The following is a 24,805-nucleotide window of genomic DNA, read 5'->3' as shown; positions in this document are numbered from 1 at the left end:
CTGATAGCTATATCCCACTTAATTATTCAATGCTGCTTCTACAAAACCTGTAAATAAAGGATGAGGACAATTAGGCCGAGATTTAAACTCAGGATGGAACTGACTAGCTACAAACCAAGGATGCTCTGCTATCTCAACCATCTCTACCAATCTATCATCAGGTGATACACCAGATAAAATCAAACCAGCTTCCGTCAACTGATTACGATAATGATTACTAAACTCATAACGATGGCGGTGTCTTTCATAAATCACCTCTGATTGATATAAATCACGACATACTGTATCCTCTTTAATCTTGCACGGATAAACTCCTAATCTCATTGTGCCCCCTTTATCTTCTATATCTTTTTGTTCCGGCATTAAATCAATCACTGGATCAGGAGTATCATCAGCAAACTCAGCACTATGCGCAGCATCTAAATCACAGACATTACGAGCAAATTCAATCACAGCACACTGCATCCCAAGACAAATCCCAAAGTAAGGTATATTATTCTCCCGGACATAACGAATAGCTGCAATCTTACCCGGAATCCCTCGGTCTCCAAAACCACCAGGTACTAAAACACCATCCACATCGGATAAATGCTCTTGGGCACTATCTTCTTCAATATCTTCAGAGTGAACCCATTTAATATCTATAGCAGTATCATTACTGACTCCTGCATGCTGTAAAGACTCAACAATACTAATATAGGCATCTGGTAGTTCAACATACTTGCCTACAATAGCAATGCTTGTCTCATCAGAAAGATTCTTCATTTTATCTACCATTTCTCTCCAGTCCGATAAATCTGGCTGTTCTACTTCAGATTTTAAACTTAACTTTTCAAGAGTAATATCTGCTAACCCTTCTTCTTCCACAATTAATGGGACATCATAAATACACTCAGCATCTTTAACTGGAATTACTGCTTCTTTATCAATGTCACAGAATAGAGCAATCTTATCCTCAGTTGCTTGAGTTAAATCTCGATCACTACGACAGACAATCACATCAGGTTGGATTCCTAACCGACGTAATTCTTTAACACTATGCTGAGTTGGTTTAGTCTTTAACTCATTAGCAGCCTTGAGATAAGGAATCAAAGTACAGTGAATATACATTACATTCTCCGGACCAAAATCATGTTTGCACTGTCTAATTGTCTCTAAAAACGGCAGTCCTTCAATATCCCCTACTGTACCTCCAATCTCAATTAAAGCTACATCAACTTCTTCATCACTCCCTAAGCGTTCAATCCGAGATTTGATTTCATCTGTAATATGAGGAATAACTTGGACTGTTCCTCCGAGATAATCTCCACGACGTTCTTTAGTTAAGACAGTAGAATAGATCTGTCCTGTAGTTACATTGGAATTTTCGTTTAACTTAATATCTATAAATCGTTCATAATGACCTAAATCCAGATCTGTTTCTGCTCCATCAGCTGTTACAAATACTTCTCCATGTTGATAAGGATTCATTGTTCCAGGGTCTACATTAATATAAGGATCTAACTTCTGAACAGTAACACTTAACCCTCTTTCTTTTAACAACCTACCTAAAGAAGCAGCAGTAATTCCCTTACCTAAAGAAGAAACAACACCACCAGTTACAAAGATATACTTAGTCATTAATAAATCCTCCCTTATAATTTTAATAACTGTTAGACGTCTATCGAAACCGCACTATAAGAAAAAGACTAGAAAGTTTAGGATGATCTAAACTTTCTAGTCTAACTATCTTAAACTAACGCGTTAGCCATTACAAAACCAAGATAAATACCAACAATCCCCATAACACCTGAAATACTAGGCGGAGCTGGGATAGGTAAATTCAACAAGGAAAAGAGTCCACCTACAAGTAAACCAGACAAGGTAGACAGCAAAACTTGGTTCATATTCACGCCTCCTTAATCTAGTGAATCACTCTCCCCCACCCGAAGAACGGGCCAACATTTAAACAAATTAAAAATGGTGTGGCACTTTCGTGCCACAGCTATCAGATATCTGTCGTGAGCCAAATCAAATTCAAAACCATAGATCTGCTTCGATCCCTTAAAACATAGTAATCTTAAGGGGGTAAATTTTGAATTTAAAGGTTTTGAATTGGCTGACAGCACACAGCACACGACACACGACTGTGTCACCTATGGTGACACAATATATCAATTACTTCATTTTATAATATATTTATTCAGCTTTGATTTTTCATTGGGTTTAATTGTCAATTGTCAATTCTAAATTATAAATTGCTTGCTACATACTTTCCAGAGCAGAAATACCTAATAAATCAAGTACATTAACTAACACCTGTTTAGCAGCTATCACTAGTGCCAATCTAGCTGTCATTAACTCCTGATTATCAACTAAAACATGACATTTATTATAGAACTTATGGAAAGCAGAAGCTAGATCATAGGCAAATAAAGCTACGTGATGTGCTTCTCTACTTTGAGCACTCTCGGCTATCTCTAATGGATAATTAGCTAGTTGCTTAATCAAATCCAACTCTGCTTCTGCCTCTAAATTAGATAACTCAACCTCTTGAAGATCAGGCAAAGCAACCCCTTCTTCTTCTATCTGTTCTAAAATACTACAGATTCTAGCATGAGCATACTGGATATAATAGACTGGATTATCAGTAGATTCTTTCTTAGCCAACTCTAAGTCAAAATCAAGATGAGTATCAGTACTCCGCATTACATAAAAATAGCGAGCAGCATCGGTACCTACTTCCTTAACTACATCCTGTAAAGTAACAAAATTACCAGCTCGTTTAGACATTTGAACCTGCTCACCATCTCTAAGCAGACTGACCATCTGCACCAAAATAATCTCTAAAGCATCAGCCCCATGACCTAAGGCTTCAACTACTGCTTCCATCCGTTTAACATAACCATGATGATCAGCTCCTAAAATATCAATTACTTCATCGAATCCACGTTGATACTTATTATGATGATAAGCAATATCAGCCGCTAAATAAGTAGGAGTTCCATTATCTTTAATTACTACTCTATCTTTATCATCTCCAAACTCAGTTGATTTAAACCACAGGGCTCCTTCAGACTGATAAACCAAATCTTTATCTTGTAATTTAGCTAGCACTTCTTCAATTGCCTCAGGATGTAAAGTTCGTTCGCTAAACCAGTTATCAAATTCAACTCCAAATTCCTTTAAATCTGTCTCTATATTAACTAATAACTGTTCGTAGGCATACTCTCTAAAATACTCAACATTTCCCTGTTGAGCTTCCGTTAAGTATTGATCACCATCTTGGTCGATGATTTCTTGAGCAATCTCCTTAATGTATTCTCCCTGGTAAGCATCAGCAGGTAACTCAACCTCATAACCTAATAACTTCTGATACCTAACAGCTACTGACTTACCTAATAAATCCATTTGATTTCCAGCATCATTAATATAGTACTCTTTACTAACAGAAAAGCCAGCTGAATCTAAAATATTAGCCAGCACATCACCAACTACTGCGCCCCGACTATGACCTACATGTAAAGGACCAGTCGGATTAGCACTTACAAACTCAACTTGGATCTGTTCATCTCCTAGATTAACCTGACCATAATCCTCTCCTGCTTCTTCAATTTCAAACAAAACATCATACAACCAATCATCACTAAAATAAAAATTGATAAAACCTGGGCCAGCTACCTCTATGTCAGCAATAAAATCCAAATTAGGCAGACAGGCAATAATCTCCTCAGCAATTTTTCGCGGTGCCTGACCTACTTGACCAGATAAAACTAAAGCTAAATTAGTAGCATAGTCACCATGAGCTTCTTCCCGGGGTTCTTCTAATTCAATCTCCGGCATCTTTTCTAGCTCAAAATCAGCCTCTGTGACTGCCTGCTCTAAATTAGCCTGTAACTTTTCCTGTAACTCCAGAACCAATGCCATACTATTCCTCCTTATAAGAAATATTCAACCAGTTAGTTCCTACTAACCCCTCGGGGTCATATAATAGATACTTGAGATCAACTTCTCCTGTCTTAGCTCCAATATCTACTTCTAACTCCTCTACTTCAACCTCCAATTGTAAAGTACCATAAGGAGTCTGATAGTCAAAGCTTGTCCTAGCCTGGGGAATAAACTCCTGCTTAGTCCTAACTGCTCCCTGTCTAATTAAAGTTACTCTTCTATCTTTGATTTTAAGAGTTGTTGTTACGCCAGCTAAATCGCCTTCGCCTTCATATCTGAGATAATAAGTTCCTTGTTTATTATAAAATTTACCTTGGGCTTCTCGTTTGATTTCAGTTTCTGTACCGTCATTCTTCTGCCTACCATTAACTTTAATTGCTACTTCCTGCGCCACAATATCAGCCCCACTTCTCTGTCTATCATTTCTTAAATTATTATTTTTAATACAACAATAAGTAATTATATAATCTCAACTTGACTTTTGCAAGCAAAGAAACTAGCAATCTACAAATATAAGTCCAAAGCATAATTTTTAGCTTGCCTGTAATTCTTAAATACTCTAAAATCTTTGCCAAAAGATCCTTCTTGTTCTAATTTACTCATTAACTTTTTAACTGACTTGCCCAGAGATCCTCTTATATCCGATCAGTTAGTCTGCCAAATCAACCTGGAATCCTTACTGAAGTCCTTGGCCAACTCCACTACATCATCTGTAGTCGAATGAATAATCAATATCTGTTTAATAGTCATCCCTCCTTAAAAAATTGCGGAACAAAACTGATATATAACTGCAGTAATCCCACTAGCAATTAACGGTCCACTAGGTACCCCATTAAAGAAGGAAACCCCTAAAATAACCCCTACTACTAGATTAACTGTAATAGCAGGGTCACTTTCTAACAGTGAAATCCCCTCGCGAGTAAACTGGGTTACAGCAATCCCCATCACTATAGCTAATAAAGATAGTGGATCTAATAAATCATTTACTAACTTATTTAATTCCATCTCTCCTGTAGCTAAAGGAGCTAATACACCTAACATAATTAATATAATTCCTATTTTAACACTGTAACCATCAATTAAATCCATAGCACCTTGTAACTTAAGATTTCTAACAACTAATAAAATAATCCCGGAAATGATCAAAGAATTATTTCTAATTAATAAACCTAAAATAGTAATTATTATTAAAGCTAGATTAACTTGCATACATTATTCCCCTCTATATTAGTTAATTATTCTGCTAAGCCACTTATTTCATTATAACAATTAATCTTAGATTCTTGAAGTAATTTTACTCAAAAGTTCCTGTCACACAAGTTTCTCCTGCCTGAACCATCATTTGGCCCTGGGCCAAAACTGAATCTATCTCTAATTCATCATCTAGTACTGTTAAATCAGCTACAGTCCCTTCTCTAATCCTACCTTTCCCCGCTAGATTTAAGATATCTGCCACATTAGCAGTTACAAATCTTAAAGCGACGGCTAACGGAATATCTTCAACAAGTACAGCCTGGCGAAATTCTTTATGTAATGAATTAACATTACCAATTCCTAAACCTACAAAATTACCAGCTTGATCAAATTGCGGTAGACTTCCCTGCCCATCAGAACTAAAAGTAATTGCCTGGGAACTAACTCCTTGCTCTAATAATTCTTTAGCTGCTTTACTAGCTGGGATTTGGGGATCAGCAGGATCATTAGTGGAGCTAGTAGTTAGATCCACCTTACCACCCTGACTAGTATAATCACTAGCAGAATCCAATAGCCTTTGGTTGCGATTAATATGGGTTGGTAAAAACTGTGTAATCGGCAATTCTGTAGCCTCAGCTATTTCTAATAAATAAGTCAAGCCCTGTCTCCCATTCCCCATATGAACATGGACAATTCCTGCTTTGCCTGCCAACAAGCCACCGGTTCTAGCTAAAGCAGTTACTCGCTTGAAATCATCTAAAGTTGGTTGCGAAGACCTATGGTCTGCTAAAGCAATCTCTCCAATCCCAATTACTTTATCAATTAAGACTAGATCAGCACGACAGTTACCAGTTATCGTCTGTAACGGAAACTGATAAGATCCAGTATAGATATAACTGCTGATTCCTTCTTCCTCTAATCCTCTAGCTTTAGCTAATAAAGAAGTCATATGCCTGCTAGTTCCATCAGTCCCTAGACAACCAATAACAGTAGTTATCCCAGCAGTAGTTAAGTCAGTCAGCTGTATCTCTGGAGTACGGCTCTTAAATCCATCCTCTCCACCACCGCCAATTAAGTGGACATGAGGGTCAATAAAGCCCGGTACTACTTTTAGACCTTCGAGATCAATCACTTCAACTGGATAGAAATCTGATTGAGGCAAGGAAATCTTATCGGCTAATTTAATAATCTTAGCACCAGCAAGCAGCAAATCCTTCTGCCCTACATATTGTGGGGTATAAACTTCTCCGTTTTTAAGTAATTTTAGCATAATCTCCTCCTATTAGTTTTATTTTTACTGTTAATAGTTAACAAACTGTAAATATGAAATTGCTTATTGGAGAATCATTGATATTGAGTGTGAGTAATGAGTGTGAGTGTGAGTAAAACCAAAATCTAATAAATCAAGATCCTGATTGTATTATTTAAAAATATACTTTTTTTATACCGCTGATTTATGTTTACTTAAACTTATCTAAAATTATTCAATAAGTAAGTTTAAGTCCACTACAGCGTTGACACCAAAGTTTCGATGTCCTTATCCACTAACCCTATCGGTTAAGATTCGGGTGTGCTTTTTAGGCAGTTTCTTTTTTAAAGTTATAATTCCATCTATCTTTTAGTAGTCTGATAAATTTATAGTCATTTTCTACTTTAATTGGATTACATAGTTTCTTTAGGTTGTTACATTTTTTCTTTTGGTAATTAGAACTTAATTTCGCAATATTTCTAGCCCCATTGATATCACTATTAATAGCTAGTTCTTGCTCTTGATCAACAATAGAGATAGGTAAGCCTTCAATAGTAGTGTTACCCATTTTCAGCCTTTCCCCCTCTTCACACCTAGCGTGAGATTTTCAAACTCACTAGGCGTTCCATCATAGTCTAAGTTGGTTCGATACAATCATTTCCTGCCTTAGCTCAAAGTTTGTTGAGTTTACTCAAGGCATCTTCATCAAGAATCCCTTTCACCTCATTATAGTAGCGATTAATTGTTTCTTCTTTTATAGCATGGATTAACTTGTGTATATCATATTTAACTAAACACAAGTTCCTATAAGTGTCTTTACCACCATCATCTCGTGGTTTCTTATGATGACACTCTATATCTCCAATTTCTAAAGGCATACCAGTAATAAAGCAACAACCATTTTGACCAGAATATCTGGCTATTCGGTTATCATTATACTCAATTGTTTCACCCTGGACAGGATTTTCAACTAAATACTTTAACACTACTGGCGATACACTTTTAAGCTTCTTGTGTATTTTTTCCCTTCCTGTCCTGGTGTAATCACATATCTCCTGTGAGAAGTTCATAGGAGCATCAAAAGTTACACCAGCAATTGGAAATATTCTAATCCCTGCTACATAATAAGGTTTATAGTTATACCCTCCATAAAATTTCTGGAAAGTTTTTGATTCAGTACCTTTTTCACTTAAATCCGAGCTAAGTCTATTTTCTAAGGTTCGGTTGACTTGAAAGGCGATATCTGAAAAATCATGATTAACCATAGTAGCCATAGAGTAGTAATTTTGCATACCAAGTATCATTGAGTTTAGTTTTGATACTTGTTGAGGAGTAGTTTCTTCATTTATCCTCTTAATCTGGTGTTTGAGTTTATCAACTAACTTCTTCTTAACACCATCGGCTACCCTAGACCTACCTACATATTTATTACCTTTCTTTCTAACTTTGAGCTTAATACCCAAAAATTCGGTATAAGTCCTTTTAAGGTTAGTGATTTTTGTTTTCTTTTTACTGACTTCAAGATTTAGTCTTTCTTTTAACCATTGAATAGTTGCTATCTTAATTTTACTTGCTGTTTTATAATCTCTGCACATGATTTTGAAATCATCTGCATACCTAACAATGTATATTTCCTTTAAGTTTGTTTTTCTCAATGCTCTATATTTGTTATCTATCCTACTATATTTATGGTCGCTTTCAAATGTTTCCCATTGGTTAGAAATCCACCAATCCATTTCATTTAGTACTATATTCGATAGTAAAGGTGATATTATTCCACCTTGAGGAGTTCCTTTATCAGGAACACCCTCTCCTTCAATTTCAGCTTCTAGCATTGCTCCTAGTATTGATATTAGCTTCTTATCTTTGATTCCCATCGACCATATTTGTTTCTTGAGTTTAGCATGGTCAACATTATCAAAGAAGCCTTTAATATCAATATCTACTGAATATTGAAGTTTACTTCTATTTATCAGAAACGATGTCCTAGCTATGGCGTGTTTAGTTGATCTATTAGGTCTAAAACCATAACTATGATTATGAAACTTAGCTTCGCAAATAGGCTCTAAAACCTGTTTTATACATTGTTGGATTAATCTATCTTCCATTGTAGGAATACCTAGAGGTCTTTTTCTACCATCAGGTTTAGGAATATATACCCTTCTAACTGATTGAGGTTTGTAATATTCTAACCTGTTTCTTACATAGTCAACTAATTCTTGAGTAGTCCATTGCTCTAAGTCCTCAATAGTAGTATTATTAGTTCCTCTAGTCCTACTACCTTTATTTCTCCTGATATTACGAAAAGCAAGTAAAATATTTTTTCTAGAGGTAATGTGTTTCATTAGATTCTTGAAATCATAACCTTTTTGGCTATACTTATACAATCTATCTTGTATTTCTTGGGTATCATAATATTCGTTGTTCCTTAGTTTTTGTTTCTTAGGATTCTCAACATAACTTTCTGCTAATGCAGTCATAAGTCGGCTAAAACCTCCTTTATGGAGACTTCACCTTTCTTAGTCTTACCCGATAACCTTATGTCAAGAATGATATATCTTATAACTTAAACTATTGATTATTGGCTATCCCTAACCTTATTTTACTAAGGTATTATCGGTTCGTGCCAACACTATCAACTAACATTAAGGTATGTTATCAATATTCCATACCAACATTTCATAGGTGTTAAGTACCTCCATGTGTTAGCTTTCCCTGTTCCGAAAGACTTTACCTCTACATATACCCTTAGATTTCCCCTTTGAGCCTGTATGAGTTGGAATTTTCTAACTATATACCCTACAAGTGTATAAGGACTTTCATATCTATAAATCTTACTCATCCCTCATACCTCAAACTTTGTTGAGATAATCATTTCTGATTATTCGAGGTTTAGACCCGTACATTCAAGGATTCGTCGGTACCTTGTGGTACATTCTAATCAGTAGGTATTTTATAGGCATCCGTGGTGTCAGTTATACCACTCGACTAGAGCAGTTTTCGTATCATTACGATAACCTTCCCTCGACTTTACCGAGCTTACTACATCAAATAACTTAACCTTATTTAATGCAGTTCGGAGTATTAATGATAGCCCTTCAAGGCGTTACCCTATCATTTGACTATTCAAGTCTTTCAGTTCTAATTATTGTAGATTAGATCCACAATACTAGGCGATACTTTTCATATCGCAACAGGTCGCACTATAAACCTCGTTTAACTCGCTTACCTCGGTAGTTGTATTTATCTAACAACTCCTTGTAAGCAGCAATTAAACGCTGATATTGTTGGTACTCAATATCAGACTCGGTCTTATTTTGTTGATCTTGCAGTTTTTCTACTTTTCGTTGCAAAGACTTAACTTTATAAATCTCTGGAGTGAAAGAGTTTGATTTAGAAGTGTAAGATTCATTCACGATAGTAATTTTAATTCCATACTCTTTAGCTTTATACTCTAAATAATCTAGTAATTTTACAAAAGGAATTTGGATAAAATTCTGTTTAGTGTTTTTACGAAGGTTGCAATTACCATTGTTTTTAAGTTTGTTAAGATTATCCGAGATAACTAGTTCAGTAACCTTATGCTGATCTAAATATTGTAATATTCGCTTACTTACTTTATGGAATTGGTCATAGAAAAAACGACTTCTTTTTTCAAATAGATAGTTTTTAAAGTCTTGAAGATATTCTTGTCTAGATTTAGATTCTGTAGTATCAATAGTGTTAGAAATTTTCGCTATTTGGCGATTAAATTGGCTATTATAAGTTTTATACTTCTTACCATCTACTATAAGACTTGGACTATCTTCGTCCTCTATATAAATACTTGCAAGGTTATTAACACCAATATCTAATCCGGCAATTTTATGAGGTCTTTCCTTATTTACATTAATCTCTTTATCGTAGGTGATTAGCAAATAAAGCTCCCCATTTGAGTATTGCAAGTTTATACTTTGAATATTATCTAAATCACCTACTATATTTCTTACTGCTTTATGATTTATATAAAAATATTGCCGACCTTTATCATGATCTAAAGTAATTCCTAGTTTATTCTGACCTTTTTTAAGATAAGCAAGGCTCATTCCTTTATCACTATCAATTAAAAGAGTATAATGATTTAAAGAAGATAAACTTTTAGGTTTTGGTGGTCTTGCCCTTTTATCTCCCTTTTTCTTTTTAGTATAAAAAGATTTAAAATTGCTCCGTACTTTTCGCATGGTCATAACTAAATTATCCTTTTTAAGTTGTTTCCCTGCTTTAATTAAATCTTGCATTAAATCATGATTTTTATATTTTTCTTTAATATAAGATACTCTATCAGAATAACTACCGCCTTTTGTATCTCGAATAACTGCTCTCATTACATAAGGATTAGCAATTAATTTCCTATCACCTATATCTTGTTTAAAATCTTGTTCTAATAAAATAAGTAGCATATTCTCAAAATGCCTTGTTAAAAATACCTTTTCAATTGCAAACTCCTTAAATTCCTGGTCTTTAATTAATATTTTACTGGTTCGTAGCATCTATATCACCTCCTTTACTAGCAGATTTAAATTATTTTAGTTAATAGTAAACATTTCTTTATTAGTATCTTTAATTTCTTTAGATTTATTACTTCTACTACCATATAATTTGGCAGAAAATACAGTAATTATAGATAGTACATCTTCAACCAATTCCTCTTGATTGGTATCCATTACTAATACAATAATTGCTTACATTCTCTACTTAACATTTCAAATTTTCTTTTTGACTATTACTAGAAACTCTGCAATAACCAATAGTTAACTTGCTTTTATTCTCCTCTTTATCTTGAAAAGCAATTAGCTTTTCTTTATCGTATCTCCTATGACCTCCTTGGGTACGATAAGCTACTAATTTTCCTTCATTATCCCAACGTCTTAATGTGGATTGAGCTACACCTAAAAATTCTGCTGCTTCCCTAATGGATAATTCCATTACTTTATCACCTCTATTTGTTTATATAACGCTGTAAAAATTGCTTATTACCAAGTAGGAATGATAAAGTTTAATTAAAAACAAGTAAACTGTTTAAAGCTCCCCCCCAATAAAGTAGGACCAGCTTCACAGCTGGGACCCCTTATCAAACTGCACGAACGGTTTTCCCGTATACAGCTTTCGGTTATTGGTGCTCCATATCAGAGAGTAAGTCAGCGACTCTATGTTACCATAGATGTATATTTCACTCTCGATTACAGCACATCAGTAAGCAGTGAATCTAGTCCTTCTTCTCTTAAAAACTTATTCGATAAGCGATAATTCTGATGAATTATCGCTTTCTTTCCTTCTATGAAAGAACGTATTCTCATTCTTATCCATTTATCTAATTTCCTATATAATGTTTTGATATTGCCTATTTTAAAGTAATGTCCCCAGCCTTTTAGTACTAAATTTAACTCATCAATTATTATTTCCAATTTCTGAGGTCTATTTCTTCTAGTTATATCTCTTATTCTATCTTTAAAGTTATTTATTGCTCTATCTCTTGGACTTTTATAATACCAATGATGAAATCTAAATCCTAGAAATTTAAACCCATCATAAAAGTTTGTTATCACTGTCTTCTCAGGATGGAGTTTTAATTTTAATTCATTTTCTATTATCTGACGAGTTACTTGTAATGCTCTTTTGGCTTTATCTTTACTTTTGGTCAATACTACAAAATCATCAGCGAAGCGAACTAGTTTATATCCCCTTCGAGTCATCTTCTTATCAAAGTAATGTAAATAGATATTAGCTAATAAAGGAGAGATCACACCTCCTTGAGGTGTTCCTTCTTTAGTCTCTTTTCTTCCTTCTTCGGTCATGACTCCTGCAGTTAGCCACGATCTAATTAAGTCTAATACCCATCCATCACTTATATATTCTACTATAAAATCCATTAATAAATCATGGTTTATAGTATCAAAATAAGATTTTATATCTGCATCTACTACCCAATCGTAACCTTGCTGTTTATATTCTTCTATTTTCTCTATTGCATCATGGGTTGATCTGTTAGGTCTGAATCCAAAAGAACATTCACAAAACAATCTCTCAAAGTATATTTCTAAGATTTGTTTGACTGCTTGTTGGGCAATCCTATCTTTAATTACTGGAATCCCTAGTGGTCTCTTTTCTCCATTTTCTTTTGAGATATACGTTCTTAGTACTGGTCGTGGCTCATATCTATCCTCTCTTAACTGCCTATATAATTCTTGCATATTCAGTTTATAGTTATTTCTATATTCATTGATACTTACATTATCAATTCCACCACAACCACCATTAGCCAGCACTTTTTGTCCTGCCTTATGCATTCGCCATTTATCTGTGATTAAATCTTTCAGACTGTATAAGGTTCGAAAAATTTTTTTTCACCTATCCTAATTTCACTACTTACCAGTTCTTTCTTTCCTGTCTCGATATCTTAACCCTTATCTTCATAGTACTCCTAAGCACGTCTTTAGGCTCTCACCAATCGCACCTCTTAGTTCACTACTACTTAAGTCATGGTATTTCCTAAATTCATCATATTTTCAGTTATTATTTCCTGTCTATATTTCTTTTAGAGCTCACTATCTTTAATAGCGTCTAAACCATTCTTATTAAGATATCATTGACAGTCTATTCTTAACTTCAATAACCTGACTATCCTTCACTGTAATCAACTTTCATTGATTTTTTTCGCTACTATGATAGCTTCTGAACTCTAATATATCCTCACTCTGGCTTTCCCATTTTAGGTTATACCATCATTTATCTCTATAGATTTCTATACAGAACTATATTAGAGACTCCTCTGGTCAATTACGAAAACTATTATAGCCATCCCAACCATAATCACACCTAGTAATTCGACATGGACACTCTCGTTATCTCGCTTTTTATCCAGAGCCACCTGCATCCCCCAAGTCGACATTGGACTTCTTCATTTTTATGGTGAATCGCCACTACTAAATGCCACCGACGGTTCACATATTGTTTTAGGCTGACTATTCACCTCAAACTCTTCAGATTCTATCTCACGATAGACACCCTGTTACTATTGGTTTCACACACCGATACGACGAAAACAGCATGGATAGAATTCTCATCTACTATTTTCATAATCTACAGAGCACACATAAAGAAACCAGGGCCAACGTTGGCCCTGGTAAGTAATTCTCTAATTATCTTAATTGTTAAAATGTCTTTAAATATTGATCTAATTCCCACTGATGTACTTGAGTTCGATATACATCCCATTCTAGTCTCTTAGCTTCAACAAAATGTTCTAAAACATGATCTCCTAATGCATCCTGAATAACCTCATCTTTTAGTAACTCCTTAACTGCTTGATTGATATTACCTGGTAAACTATCAATACCTGATTTTTCTTTTTGTTTAGCACTCATAGCAAAGATATTGTCTACTACTTCTGTTGGTGGTTCAATTTCATTCTTAATACCATCTAAGCCAGCCTTCAACATTACAGCAGTTGCTAAGTATGGATTCGCTGTTGGATCAGGATTTCTCATTTCTACTCTGGTACCTGCCCCTCGAGAAGCTGGAATTCTAATTAAAGCACTTCGATTAGAAGCAGACCAAGCTTTATAAACTGGAGCTTCATAGCCAGGTACTAACCGCTTATAAGAATTAACTGTTGGATTAGTAATTGCTGCAATTGCATTAGCATGCTTTAAGAGACCACCAATATAGTAGTAAGCCGTCTGACTTAAGCCTAAATCATCATCTGCATCATAGAAAGCATTTTCTCCATCTTTGAATAAGGACTGATTCATATGCATTCCAGAACCATTTTCCCCAAAGATAGGTTTCGGCATAAACGTAGCATGTAAATCATATTGATCAGCAATAGCTTTAACTACAAATCTAAAGGTAGCAATATTATCAGCTGTATTGAGAGCATCTTCATACTTAAAGTCAATTTCATGCTGGCCAGGAGCAACTTCGTGGTGAGAAGCTTCCATATCAAAGCCCATTTTTTCTAAAGCCAATACAATATCCCGTCTTGCATCCTGTCCTTCATCAATTGGCCCTAAGTCAAAGTAACCACCTTTGTCGTGAGTAATTGTAGTCGGCTCTCCTTCATCATCATTTTCAAATAAGAAAAATTCTGGCTCAGGACCTAGATACATTTCATAACCCATTTCCTGTGCTTCTTCTAGTACATTCTGTAATACATTACGCGGTCCACCATTAAATGGTTCATCATTTGGCTTATAAACATCACAAATTAATCTAGCTACTGTGCCACCTTCTTCTGGTCGCCAAGGAAAAACAGTAAAGGTATCAAAGTCTGGTTTTAATTTCATATCAGACTCCTGAATTCTAGTAAAGCCATCAATAGAAGAACCATCAAACATAATCTCGCCTTCTAAAGCCTCTTCTAGTTGGTCAACAGTAATTGCTACATTCTTAATTACCCCTAAAATATCTGTAAACTGCAGTCTAATAAACTTAACATCTAACTCTTCTGCCTTTCTCAACACGTCTTCTTTAGTTAAACTCATATATTCTCTCCTCCTCAACTGATTTATAATAAATTTATCAACTTCATTAGTAACTAACTTGCTTTTATCTTAACAGACTTGTTACTATATGTCAAGTTTATGTTAAGTTTTTTATGATTTAATTATCCAGCAAATTATAAATAACAAACAAACCACTAATCACTACCAATCCTACAATTAACCCTACCAGCTGATGAAAAACCAAGACAGAAGAACCTAGAATCATAATTAACAAACCAATAGTCAGCCAGGATGTATAAGGATAGCCCTTCATCTTGAATTTTAATTGTCCTGTTTCTTGTAATCGAGGCCGATACCTAAGTTGACTAATTAAAATAATAATCCAGTTAAAAAAGAGAATAAAAGCAGCAGCACTAGTTACATACTCATAAACTTTTTCGGGCAACAAATAACTTAATAATACGGCTAATCCTAGTCCTAAACTACTAACTAACAGAGCATAGATAGGTACCCCTCGTTTGTTTTTAACTGTTAGATATTCAGGGGCTTGATCATTTTGGGCAATGGAAAACAATACTCTAGTTACAGCATACATAGCAGCATTCATTGTTGATAAAGCAGCAGTCAAGATAACAAAATTAATAATTGAACCAGCATAAGAAATATCGACTAACCGAAATAACTCAACAAAAGGACTAGCCTCCTGACTAATCTGGTTCCAAGGTACAATAGCCAATAAAATAAGTAAAGAGAAAACATATAAAGTAACTAACGTTAACACAATAATTTTAATAGCTGATGGTACTGTCCGATCTGAATTCACTGTTTCACTAGTCGCCATTCCAGTAACTACTACCCCGCCAAAAGATACTAAAGACATTAAAGAAGCAGCTAAAAACCCTTGGAGACCATTAGCAAAAAAGCCCCCATGGATAAAATAATTCTCAATCCCTAATTTATCTGAAACAGAAAATACTCCAGTTAAAATAGATAACCCCAGTAGTATAAAGCTAATTAAAGCACCTATTTTAACTATTGAAAAAACAGACTCTATCTGACCAAAGTTCTTAACCCCTAGAGAATTAACCCCTATAATCATTAAAGAATAAATGAAAGCAAACACCCATAAAGGAATATCTGCAAACCACCATTGAGTAAAAATAGCTGAAGCTGTAACCTCACTGGACATAACTAATACTCCAGCTATCCAGTACATCCAGCCACTAACAAAACCATACATCTCTCCCAAAGCCTGATTAGCATAACTTTGGAAAGAACCAGTATCAGGTACAGCAACTGACATCTCTGCTAGAGCAGAAAAGACCTGCCACATTATAAAAGCACTTACCAAAAAATTAAGTATAATAGCTGGCCCACTTAACCTAATAGCAATACTGCTCGCCAGAAAGAATCCAGCTCCAATAGTAGCCCCTAAACCGACCATTACTAATTCCCCTAAATTCAAATTTTCCTCTACTTGGTCTTCAGTTTTAGGTTTGGCCTGTTCTCTAATCAAAGGATGATCTACTTTATGGTTATCATCTGCCACTAGAGATCAGCTCCTGTCTACTTTAAAATATATTCTTAAAACTAACCTCTTCTGTGTTGGGTACATTTTGGACCAATCTTTTACTGATTGCTATCTCCAAGAAAGCTTCTGTCTTTTCTTCTTTCTGAACTGCTTTTTTGATTCTGGTCAAAGAATTCTCTAAACTATCCACTCGACTATGATCCAATAACGGCGTCCATAAATTCTGTGTTTCTCGCCACTGCTCTTGTAAAGCTTGACTAGTTTCACTTGCCCGCTCCCAATTATTATTCTCTATATTAGTCTCCAATTTATCTAATCTATTCAATAGTGGCTCAGCTGACTGAATTACTGCTTTATAGCCATAGAATGTCAAGCTGATTACTACTATTAAGAATAGAGTATTTCCGATTACTACCTTTTTCATAATTAATTCCCTTCCTTTTGCTCAAATAACTGATAAAATAAATTACCATTAGAATCAATATTAGCAAGTAATATATCTGAGAAATCATCAACCCCTAAGTTAGCTAATTCATCTTTTAACCATTGTCGTGATAAATTAACTTTAGCTAAATTATCCTCATAAACCCTACCATCAACAATCAACGGATAAGGAACTCCTTCGTAATCTGTATCTAGTTGTAGATCTTCGGGATTAACAGGCCTCTTTTGGGATTTAGGAATCACACTTACTTGCCCATTAGTCTCAATAAAAGCAAATTCTATATCCGCTAGGTTATGATAACCTTTGGCCCTTAATTCTTCTAGCAATTCATGAATATTAATCCGGTTTCTCTTTAATACCTGTTCATTCAATTGCCCATTTTCAATTAACATATCTGGTTTACCACAGATTATCTTGCGAGCTGTAATACTTTTAGTATTAATTACAGAGGTATAAATTTGGAGAATTAAGATTAAAAAGATGGGAAGTAACGTATTGATTAAGGGAATATCAGTATTCTGCATCGGCATAGCAGCCAACTCAGAAACTATAATTGTAACTGCTAAATCAAAGGGCTGTAACTCACCAATCTGCCTTTTACCCATTAACCTCAGTACTGCTAGTACAGTAATATACAAAATGATTGTCCGAATAATGACTATTAACATTTGAATCATCCTTTATAGCAATAATCTCAAGTATAGTGTTAATCAATTCTATATAAAATATGTATTACAGCAGGAATAATCAAGATCAACTGGAATCCTTAAATTAGGAGGGAGTAAAATGAGATTAGGTATTGATATAGGAGGAACACATACTGATGGAGTCTTACTTAACCAAGGAGAAGTTATTGCCCACAACAAAATTCCTACTGCTGATAATAACTTAGCTAAAACTATTTTAACTACTTGTCAGCAACTGATTACAGGGCTAGATCCTACCACTATCGACCACATAACATTAAGTACTACCCTAGCAACTAATCTAATTACTCAACACAATCATCCCTCAGTTGGGCTGATATTGATTCCCGGTGCTGGTTTGGATCCTAATAACTATAGTTATAGTCCGGATACTAAAGTTATTTCAGGTTCAATTGATCACCGGGGCCAACAAGTAACCAAAATTAACCACCAAGAAGCACTCACAGCAATTTCAGAACTAGTAGAGCAAGGAATCGATAATCTTGCTATCTGTGGTAAGTTCTCAACTCGCAATCCCCAGCAAGAATTAGAACTTAAGGAATTAATCATCAATCACTTTCCTGAACTCAAGCAAGTTACCCTAAGTCATAAATTAGCTGGTAAATTAAATTATCCGCGCCGAGTAGCTACTACTTATCTAAATAATATTGTTGCCCGCAAACACAAACAATTCATCTCTGCTGTTAAGCAAGGATTAGCCCAACTGGAGATCAAAGCACCACTCTACTTACTAAAAGCTGATGGAGGAACTATGCCGCTTACTAAAGCAAAAAATAAACCAGTCCAGAGTATTAATTCCGGTCCCGCTGCTAGCATTATAGGAAGCTTAGCTTTGACACAACCTACTACCAAGACTTTAGCTTTAGATATCGGAGGAACCACTACTGATATTTCCTTATTTACTACTGGCGAACCATTATTTAAACCAGCCGGGATTGAAATAGATAACTATCCTACCACAATCCGAGGCTTATATAATCAGTCACTTCCTTATGGTGGAGATAGTCTAGTGCAAGTAAAAAAGGGAGAATTAAAAGTTGGCCCGCAAAGAAAAGGACCAGCAGCTGCTCTAGGCGGAAAAGACCCTACTCCTACTGATGCTCTAATCATCTTAAAAGAAATCACAATTGGAGACCACAAGAAAGCTAGACAGGCTCTCCAACCACTAGCAGATAAACTCAATCTAACTGTCCAACAGACAGCAACTAAAATAATCACTAATTTTTGTAGTCAACTACATACTAAAGTTAATCAGCTACTGACTGAATTAAAACAGCAACCAGTCTATACTATTAATCAACTATTAACTGACCAACAATTAAATCCTACCCACTTAGTGGTAGTCGGCGGACCTGCCCAAGCTTTAGCGCCTCAATTAGCAGAAGAGTTTAGGTTACCATACCAAGTGCCTGCTCAAGCAAAGATAGCTAATGCTATTGGAGCTGCCCAAGCTAGAGTCACTGCTAAAGCGACTCTCTACGCTGATACAGCTAAAGGTTACTATACTATTCCTGAATTAGGTATTAGAGAAGAAATTAAGGCGGAGTTTGATCTAGCTACTGCAAGTCAATTACTAGCTAAGGAACTAAATAACTCCTTAGCTCAAAAAGAAAAAATAGAAATCACTAACCAACAATCCTTTAATATAGTCCGTCAATTTAGAACAGTAGGCCAGATTATTGAAGTAACAGCTCAGATCAAACCAGGAATAACAAATTAATTAAAAGTAAAAATGAGGTGATAGAATGAATTTAACTGCCCAAAATTCTGTAGGATTAATCTTTTTTCCAGCTTTTGACTGGTCGATTTCTCCTACTCATCCAGAGCGAGAAGAAAGATTACTCTATACTAAAGACTTGCTTAGCGAAGAAGGAATTTTCGATATTACTGGAATTGAAGAGTATAATCCTCAACTAGCTACTATATCTGACATAGAAAGAACCCAGATTTGTATTCCCAAGACTGAAGAAATAGTAACTAAGCCCCATCTTATCTCCGTTGGGGGGGCTATTAAAGCTGGAGAATTAGTGATGGAAGAAAAAGTAGATAAAGCATTTGCCATCATTAGACCACCAGGCCATCATGCCTTTACAATCAGCCATGGTACTCGAGGTTTTTGCACTATCAATAATGAAGCAATTATGGTGGACTATTTAAGACAAAACTATGATCCTGAATTAAAGATAGCTATCATTGATACAGATGCTCATCATGCAGATGGAACCCAGAATATCTTCTATAATGATCCTAACGTATTACATATTGATCTGCATCAAGATGGAAGAACTTTATTTCCGGGAACTGGTTTTACAGATGAATTAGGTTGGCCGGGAGGTTATGGCTATACTATTAATCTGCCACTACCTACTGGAACGACTGATCAAGGACTCCATTATGCTCTAGATAATTTAGTTTTGCCTATCTTAGATGACTTTAATCCCGACTTAATTATTAACTCTGCTGGTCAAGACAATCACTATAGCGACCCCTTAACCAATATGAAGATTACCGCTCAAGGCTACGCTCGTTTAAATGACAAGCTTGATCCTGACTTAGCTATTTTACAGGGGGGCTATGATATTGAAGGAGCTTTACCTTACACTAACTTAGGGATCATTTTAGCTATGGCAGGAATAGATTATAGTGAAATTCAAGAACCAGATTATAATCCCCAAATTAAAGACCAACCAGCCAATATTACAGAAGAAATAAAAAGGAAAGTTAATTATCTAAGGGAAAAATGGGAGGCAAAAGAGGAAGTAGATAAAGCAAAGAAATTTGGAACAGACTATTACACTACTAGTCAGCAGATAATCTATGATACTGATCAGATTAGAGAAGAACAAGAGGTGAAAATCAAAGTCTGTTCTTCCTGTTCAGGAATGATTGCTATTACTTCTCAAGCCAACCCTACCAGCTATAAAGCTAGTCAAATAATCATCTTACCTTATGACTGTTGTAGTGAGTGTAGAAATAAAGGATACCAACGGTATGAAACAGCAACAGATAGTCCTAAGTATCAGTTTAGCTATCTGCTTGATAAACAGCAGAATAAATTAATCAGTGAATATTAAAAAGAGTGAGTGGGCGTAAGTTTCCCCACTCATTCCTCCCACTCACACCAGATACCATCTATTCACTATATTCTACTGTAACTAAATCACAAAATTCACCTCTAACTACCAAGAAAACTCTGTCTGAAAATTACCTACTTTTTAATAATTCAACCTCTAATTTAAAATATTCATAACACAAAAACTATTACAATAAAACTCAATAAAGAAATAAGAATTCCTAATGAAATTGTGTTATCAACATAAATTTGATTTTTTTCATCACCGTCTTTTACCAATAAAGACATGGAAAATGGGGGTGGTAAAATAAACATTACTAATAAAGCAATACCAAAAATATTATCTAAATTTAATAACTTCTGAAATATTAACTGATTAATTACTAAAGCTAAAAAAACAAAAATTATTAATCTTAATCCTATAGTTTTTAGTGGTAAGCAAAATTCATTAAATTTAAATCTAATTTGATAACCTATTGTAATTAAGATTAAGGGAAGAGTAACTTGACTAATTAAATCAACTGTATTTAATATTCCTACTAAAAAATTATTATTAAATGTTTTATATCCAGCTAAGTTTAGAAAAAGCCCTAATAAAATCGAAATAATAATTGGTGATTCTAAAAAAGATAACACTCTATCTTTTAAACTATCAGGGCTTCCATCTAAGCTTAATAAAATTGGAAATAATATAAACCAAACATAAAATTCTTGTCCTAATTGAACAATTCCAAAAACATCAACATTTTGGGGCCCATAAGCGACACTAAACAAAGGTATCCCCATTACTCCTGCTGCAAAACCTGTAAACAATAATGCAAAATAGGGACTTTCAACTTTTAAAAATTGTTTGAATAACTTACCAATCTGTAACATCAATAAATTAGCTAAAAAAACAATTAATAATATAAAAATGTATTTAAACTTAAGATTTATTTCTAAGAAAGACCGGAACAATAATGCTGGTAAAGAAATATTTAATACAAACTTTTTAAATCCATTTATTGTATATTCTGAAATTAATCTTCTTTTTTTAAATATATATCCTAAAATTATTAAACATAATATAGGAATAATATTAGGAAATACACTAAAAATGTTCTCCATATTTCAGCCCACCTTTTTAGCAGAATATTTAACTTGTCCTTCTAATTATTAATTCAGGATCTAATAAAATTCTTCGACTAATATTCTTTTCTTCTTTGTCTTTTATTTGCTCAACTAAATTTTCTAAAGCTATTTGGCCCATATTATATTTAGGTTGAGCAACAGTAGTTAATTGAATCTCTGGTAAAGAAGCAAAGGATATATCATCAAATCCAATTATTGCTATATCTTCTGGAACAGATAAACCCTCTTCTCTTATAGCCTGAATCGCTCCTAAAGCTAATAAGTCATTATAATTAAAGACTGCTGTTGGACATAGATCAAGGTCTAATAACTCTTTCATTAAATAATATCCACTTTTTCTTTTATAAGATCCTTCTTGATCTTTTATATATTTTTGCTCAATTTCAATATTATTAGCTCTTAAGGCTTTTTTATAGCCTTTTAATCGTTCTTGGTTGTCAAATCTATCTTCTTCAGCACCAATAAACCCAATATTTTCATGCCCTCTTTCTATTAAATGTTCTACCGCTCTTTGAGCCCCAGATATATTATCAACAATAACTGAGGTGAAATCAAGATGTCTAATAAAAGAACTGATAAAAATAGTTTTTACTCCTGAATTTAATAATTTCTCTAAATGATCTAATTCTTCTGAACTAGGAACCATAATTAATCCATCTATCTGCTTTTGTAACAATGCATCTATATAATGTTTTTCTCTCTCTTTGTTCCAGTTAGTATTACATAAAAACACATTATATCCAGCTTCAATAGCTGCTTCTTCAACTCCTCGTGCTACCTCAGGGAAAAATGGATTAGTTATATCAGGTATTAATAAACCAATCGTTTTAGTTTCTTGATTCACTAATCCTCGTGCAATATCATTCGGCTGATACCCAATCTCGTTAGCTACTTTTAATATTCTTTTTTTAGTATCTTCATTAACATCTGGATGGTCATTTAAAGCTCTAGAAACAGTAGCATAAGATACACCAGCTTCTCTAGCCACATCTTTAATCGTTAATCCCATTATTTTCACCTCATTTATATCTTTTGTAAACGTTTAACACAATTATAACAACATTTTTAATCAAAATCAATTATAGAGATTAATTAAAAAAGTAGTAAGTTGCTTAAGCAACTTACTACTTTTTCATAATTAGCTATCTTAATTAAAGATATCTTTCAATAACTATTTTCTTTTCTGTATATAAATCAATTACATCTCTGCTAAACAAATGATTAATTTTAGTTTGCTAATACCAATGGTGAAAATATTACATAAAGTGAAAGCATAAATAAGAACAACCCAAGGGCAACTGGTTTAGCATATTTCCAAGGAGTTATATCCACATCTTCTGTATATTCCTGTACATAATCTACATCTCTTGGCTTATGCTTACCAATAATTGCCATAATAATTACTTCTAATGGGAATAATACTCCTAATACATTTAAGAAATTAAAGTCAAAACCTCCAAACATATAAATAGAGTATATCACAACATGAATACCCATCGCTGTTTTAGCTGCAAAAGCCGGTACCTTTTTAGAAAACATTCCTACTACAATTATAGCTAAAATAGGTACATTATAGAAACCAAATGTAGACTGTAAATAACCATATAATCCAGATGGAGCAAAATAAATGAACGGAGCAATAATCATTGAAACAACTGCTAAAATCATTCCAAACTTCTTTCCTGACTCTACTATTTCTTGATCAGAAGCATCTGGAGCAAATATTGGCTTATAAATATTTAGTGAGAATAATGTTACGGCACTATTTAAAGCACTATTAAATGAACTTAAAATAGCTCCAAATAATACTGCAGCAAAAAATCCTGTTATCGGAGTAGGTAATACATCTCTAACCAAAGTAGGATATGCCATATCCGCCTTTGCTAATGAGTCTCCATACATATGAAAAGCAATAATCCCTGGAACTATTAAGAAAAGAGGAGTTATACACTTTAACAATCCAGCAAATAAAACACCTTTTTGACCTTCTTTTAAGCTTTTAGCACCTAATGTTCTTTGAATAATTGACTGATTTGTACCCCAATAAAACAAGTTATTAAACAACATCCCTGTAAATAATGCTGTCCAAGGAACTGGAGAATCTAATCCTCCAATTGAATTTAACTTATGAGTATGATGTGATAATACTTGATCCACTCCAGCACTAATACTTCCATCACCTAATGCCATAAATCCGAATATTGGAACTAACATTCCTCCAATTATTAATCCAACTCCATTTAATGTATCTGAAACTGCTACTGCTTTTAATCCACCAAATACAGCATAAATTGAACCAATAATTCCTATTCCCCAAACCGTTATCCATAACGCTTTAAAAGGACTTAAGTCAAGAAGTTCTGGAACACCAAAAATTTCATTTAAAGCTAAACCTCCGGAATATAATACCGTAGGAAGATAAGTTACCACATAACCAGTCAAAAACATTAAAGCAGTTATTTTTCTTGTAGTATCATCATAACGATCTTCTAAAAACTCCGGTATTGTTGCAATTCCACCTTTTAAATATCTAGGTAAAAAAACTAAAGCCATGATAATTAAAGCTACTGCTGATCCTACTTCCCAGGACATTACTACCATCGAGAAATTAAAGCCTTGTCCATTTAAACCTACCATCTGTTCAGTAGACAGATTAGTAAGCATTAGTGAACCAGCAATCATTATCCCAGTTAAACTTCGACCTCCTAAATAATACCCCTCTTCACTATCTAACTCTTCCTTCCTAGTCATTCGCCAAGTCAAATAAGCAACTAAACCTGTAAATCCTAAAAATGAACCTGGAATAACAAACCCCATACTATTTCCTCCCTTTTAAAATAATTACTGTTTCTATTGCTTATTTACTTATAAATATTAGTAGTTAATTTAATAATCTAACTAGGAAATTATATTAATTATTACCTTATACCTTATATCTTATATCTTATATCCAATTTAAAAATAATCCTAAAAAAATGATTTAAAATTATGAAAATTAAAAATTATCATACTATTATACATTCAGAAATAAGAAAATTGTTATTCTCTAATGAAAGATATTAGTT

The 24,805-nt window shown here is 34.1% G+C and carries 19 protein-coding genes and 1 pseudogene; 2 read left to right on the top strand and 18 right to left on the bottom strand.

Annotation, left to right across the window (positions count from 1 at the left end):
* Positions 1 to 18: 18 nt before the first annotated feature.
* The 15 genes and pseudogenes from pyrG to ACYQ3D_RS02265 form a co-directional block, all read right to left on the bottom strand.
* Entirely contained in the window at positions 19 to 1,620 is a 1,602-nt protein-coding gene (pyrG, locus tag ACYQ3D_RS02335) for a CTP synthase (protein ID WP_459835783.1), read from the bottom strand.
* A gap of 110 nt (positions 1,621 to 1,730) precedes the next feature.
* Positions 1,731 to 1,886, bottom strand: a complete 156-nt coding sequence (locus ACYQ3D_RS02330; RefSeq protein ID WP_459835780.1) for a XapX domain-containing protein — start codon at positions 1,884 to 1,886, stop codon at positions 1,731 to 1,733.
* A gap of 358 nt (positions 1,887 to 2,244) precedes the next feature.
* The gene (gene argS, locus ACYQ3D_RS02325) at positions 2,245 to 3,906 is read right to left on the bottom strand and encodes an arginine--tRNA ligase (RefSeq protein ID WP_459835777.1); all 1,662 of its coding nucleotides are present in this window, start codon (positions 3,904 to 3,906) and stop codon (positions 2,245 to 2,247) included.
* A gap of 1 nt (position 3,907) precedes the next feature.
* Positions 3,908 to 4,321 (bottom strand): YwiB family protein, encoded by a 414-nt coding sequence (locus ACYQ3D_RS02320; protein WP_459835775.1) that lies wholly within the window; start codon positions 4,319 to 4,321, stop codon positions 3,908 to 3,910.
* A 362-nt stretch (positions 4,322 to 4,683) separates the two neighbouring features.
* Complete coding sequence (locus ACYQ3D_RS02315; protein WP_459835773.1) at positions 4,684 to 5,136, bottom strand: DUF441 domain-containing protein; 453 nt, start codon at positions 5,134 to 5,136, stop codon at positions 4,684 to 4,686.
* An 85-nt stretch (positions 5,137 to 5,221) separates the two neighbouring features.
* Positions 5,222 to 6,391, bottom strand: coding sequence for a beta-aspartyl-peptidase (iadA, locus tag ACYQ3D_RS02310; protein ID WP_459835771.1), 1,170 nt, complete (start codon positions 6,389 to 6,391; stop codon positions 5,222 to 5,224).
* A 307-nt stretch (positions 6,392 to 6,698) separates the two neighbouring features.
* Positions 6,699 to 6,938: a hypothetical protein gene (locus tag ACYQ3D_RS02305; RefSeq protein WP_459835769.1), complete on the bottom strand. Its 240-nt coding sequence runs from the start codon at positions 6,936 to 6,938 to the stop codon at positions 6,699 to 6,701.
* A 103-nt stretch (positions 6,939 to 7,041) separates the two neighbouring features.
* The gene (gene ltrA, locus ACYQ3D_RS02300) at positions 7,042 to 8,850 is read right to left on the bottom strand and encodes a group II intron reverse transcriptase/maturase (RefSeq protein ID WP_459835767.1); all 1,809 of its coding nucleotides are present in this window, start codon (positions 8,848 to 8,850) and stop codon (positions 7,042 to 7,044) included.
* 723 nt (positions 8,851 to 9,573) lie between these two features.
* Complete coding sequence (locus ACYQ3D_RS02295) at positions 9,574 to 10,899, bottom strand: transposase (protein ID WP_459835764.1); 1,326 nt, start codon at positions 10,897 to 10,899, stop codon at positions 9,574 to 9,576.
* A 36-nt stretch (positions 10,900 to 10,935) separates the two neighbouring features.
* Positions 10,936 to 11,335, bottom strand: a pseudogene (locus tag ACYQ3D_RS02290) (IS607 family transposase).
* A gap of 254 nt (positions 11,336 to 11,589) precedes the next feature.
* The gene (gene ltrA / locus ACYQ3D_RS02285) at positions 11,590 to 12,696 is read right to left on the bottom strand and encodes a group II intron reverse transcriptase/maturase (protein ID WP_459835761.1); all 1,107 of its coding nucleotides are present in this window, start codon (positions 12,694 to 12,696) and stop codon (positions 11,590 to 11,592) included.
* 864 nt (positions 12,697 to 13,560) lie between these two features.
* Positions 13,561 to 14,892, bottom strand: coding sequence for a type I glutamate--ammonia ligase (glnA, locus tag ACYQ3D_RS02280; protein WP_459835759.1), 1,332 nt, complete (start codon positions 14,890 to 14,892; stop codon positions 13,561 to 13,563).
* Positions 14,893 to 15,010: 118 nt separating this feature from the next.
* On the bottom strand, positions 15,011 to 16,402 hold the full coding sequence (locus ACYQ3D_RS02275) for an amino acid permease (RefSeq protein ID WP_459835756.1): 1,392 nt from the start codon (positions 16,400 to 16,402) through the stop codon (positions 15,011 to 15,013).
* A gap of 22 nt (positions 16,403 to 16,424) precedes the next feature.
* On the bottom strand, positions 16,425 to 16,808 hold the full coding sequence (locus ACYQ3D_RS02270) for a DUF4363 family protein (protein ID WP_459835752.1): 384 nt from the start codon (positions 16,806 to 16,808) through the stop codon (positions 16,425 to 16,427).
* A gap of 2 nt (positions 16,809 to 16,810) precedes the next feature.
* Positions 16,811 to 17,497 carry a DUF421 domain-containing protein gene (locus ACYQ3D_RS02265; protein WP_459835749.1) on the bottom strand — a complete coding sequence of 229 codons (687 nt, stop codon included), beginning with the start codon at positions 17,495 to 17,497 and terminating at the stop codon, positions 16,811 to 16,813.
* A gap of 118 nt (positions 17,498 to 17,615) precedes the next feature.
* Between ACYQ3D_RS02265 and ACYQ3D_RS02260 the strand changes: the two genes are divergently transcribed.
* Together ACYQ3D_RS02260 and ACYQ3D_RS02255 are read left to right on the top strand one after the other, a co-directional pair.
* Positions 17,616 to 19,256 (top strand): hydantoinase/oxoprolinase family protein, encoded by a 1,641-nt coding sequence (locus ACYQ3D_RS02260; RefSeq protein WP_459835746.1) that lies wholly within the window; start codon positions 17,616 to 17,618, stop codon positions 19,254 to 19,256.
* Positions 19,257 to 19,281: 25 nt separating this feature from the next.
* Complete coding sequence (locus tag ACYQ3D_RS02255; protein ID WP_459835744.1) at positions 19,282 to 20,610, top strand: histone deacetylase family protein; 1,329 nt, start codon at positions 19,282 to 19,284, stop codon at positions 20,608 to 20,610.
* Between the two features lie 170 nt (positions 20,611 to 20,780).
* Here the strand turns inward: ACYQ3D_RS02255 and ACYQ3D_RS02250 are convergent, their stop codons facing one another.
* From ACYQ3D_RS02250 to ACYQ3D_RS02240, 3 genes are all read right to left on the bottom strand, one after another.
* Entirely contained in the window at positions 20,781 to 21,716 is a 936-nt protein-coding gene (locus tag ACYQ3D_RS02250) for an AEC family transporter (protein WP_459835742.1), read from the bottom strand.
* Between the two features lie 28 nt (positions 21,717 to 21,744).
* The gene (locus tag ACYQ3D_RS02245) at positions 21,745 to 22,749 is read right to left on the bottom strand and encodes a LacI family DNA-binding transcriptional regulator (protein WP_459835739.1); all 1,005 of its coding nucleotides are present in this window, start codon (positions 22,747 to 22,749) and stop codon (positions 21,745 to 21,747) included.
* Between the two features lie 218 nt (positions 22,750 to 22,967).
* Complete coding sequence (locus ACYQ3D_RS02240; RefSeq protein WP_459835737.1) at positions 22,968 to 24,557, bottom strand: solute:sodium symporter family transporter; 1,590 nt, start codon at positions 24,555 to 24,557, stop codon at positions 22,968 to 22,970.
* Positions 24,558 to 24,805: the final 248 nt, after the last annotated feature.

The organism is Halanaerobaculum tunisiense, from assembly GCF_054657635.1.
The sequence above is the reverse complement of the archived record's forward strand: the minus strand, read 5'-3'. Positions and strand labels throughout refer to the sequence as shown.

Bases quoted from the DNA above. Each gene is read 5' to 3' on its own strand.
- pyrG (WP_459835783.1), bottom strand. From the start codon at position 1,620: ATGACTAAGTATATCTTTGTAACTGGTGGTGTTGTTTCTTCTTTAGGT.
- ACYQ3D_RS02330 (WP_459835780.1), bottom strand. From the start codon at position 1,886: ATGAACCAAGTTTTGCTGTCTACCTTGTCTGGTTTACTTGTAGGTGGA.
- argS (WP_459835777.1), bottom strand. From the start codon at position 3,906: ATGGCATTGGTTCTGGAGTTACAGGAAAAGTTACAGGCTAATTTAGAG.
- ACYQ3D_RS02315 (WP_459835773.1), bottom strand. From the start codon at position 5,136: ATGCAAGTTAATCTAGCTTTAATAATAATTACTATTTTAGGTTTATTA.
- iadA (WP_459835771.1), bottom strand. From the start codon at position 6,391: ATGCTAAAATTACTTAAAAACGGAGAAGTTTATACCCCACAATATGTA.
- ACYQ3D_RS02305 (WP_459835769.1), bottom strand. From the start codon at position 6,938: ATGGGTAACACTACTATTGAAGGCTTACCTATCTCTATTGTTGATCAA.
- ltrA (WP_459835767.1), bottom strand. From the start codon at position 8,850: ATGACTGCATTAGCAGAAAGTTATGTTGAGAATCCTAAGAAACAAAAA.
- ACYQ3D_RS02295 (WP_459835764.1), bottom strand. From the start codon at position 10,899: ATGCTACGAACCAGTAAAATATTAATTAAAGACCAGGAATTTAAGGAG.
- ltrA (WP_459835761.1), bottom strand. From the start codon at position 12,696: ATGCATAAGGCAGGACAAAAAGTGCTGGCTAATGGTGGTTGTGGTGGA.
- glnA (WP_459835759.1), bottom strand. From the start codon at position 14,892: ATGAGTTTAACTAAAGAAGACGTGTTGAGAAAGGCAGAAGAGTTAGAT.
- ACYQ3D_RS02270 (WP_459835752.1), bottom strand. From the start codon at position 16,808: ATGAAAAAGGTAGTAATCGGAAATACTCTATTCTTAATAGTAGTAATC.
- ACYQ3D_RS02265 (WP_459835749.1), bottom strand. From the start codon at position 17,497: ATGTTAATAGTCATTATTCGGACAATCATTTTGTATATTACTGTACTA.
- ACYQ3D_RS02260 (WP_459835746.1), top strand. From the start codon at position 17,616: ATGAGATTAGGTATTGATATAGGAGGAACACATACTGATGGAGTCTTA.
- ACYQ3D_RS02255 (WP_459835744.1), top strand. From the start codon at position 19,282: ATGAATTTAACTGCCCAAAATTCTGTAGGATTAATCTTTTTTCCAGCT.
- ACYQ3D_RS02250 (WP_459835742.1), bottom strand. From the start codon at position 21,716: ATGGAGAACATTTTTAGTGTATTTCCTAATATTATTCCTATATTATGT.
- ACYQ3D_RS02245 (WP_459835739.1), bottom strand. From the start codon at position 22,749: ATGGGATTAACGATTAAAGATGTGGCTAGAGAAGCTGGTGTATCTTAT.
- ACYQ3D_RS02240 (WP_459835737.1), bottom strand. From the start codon at position 24,557: ATGGGGTTTGTTATTCCAGGTTCATTTTTAGGATTTACAGGTTTAGTT.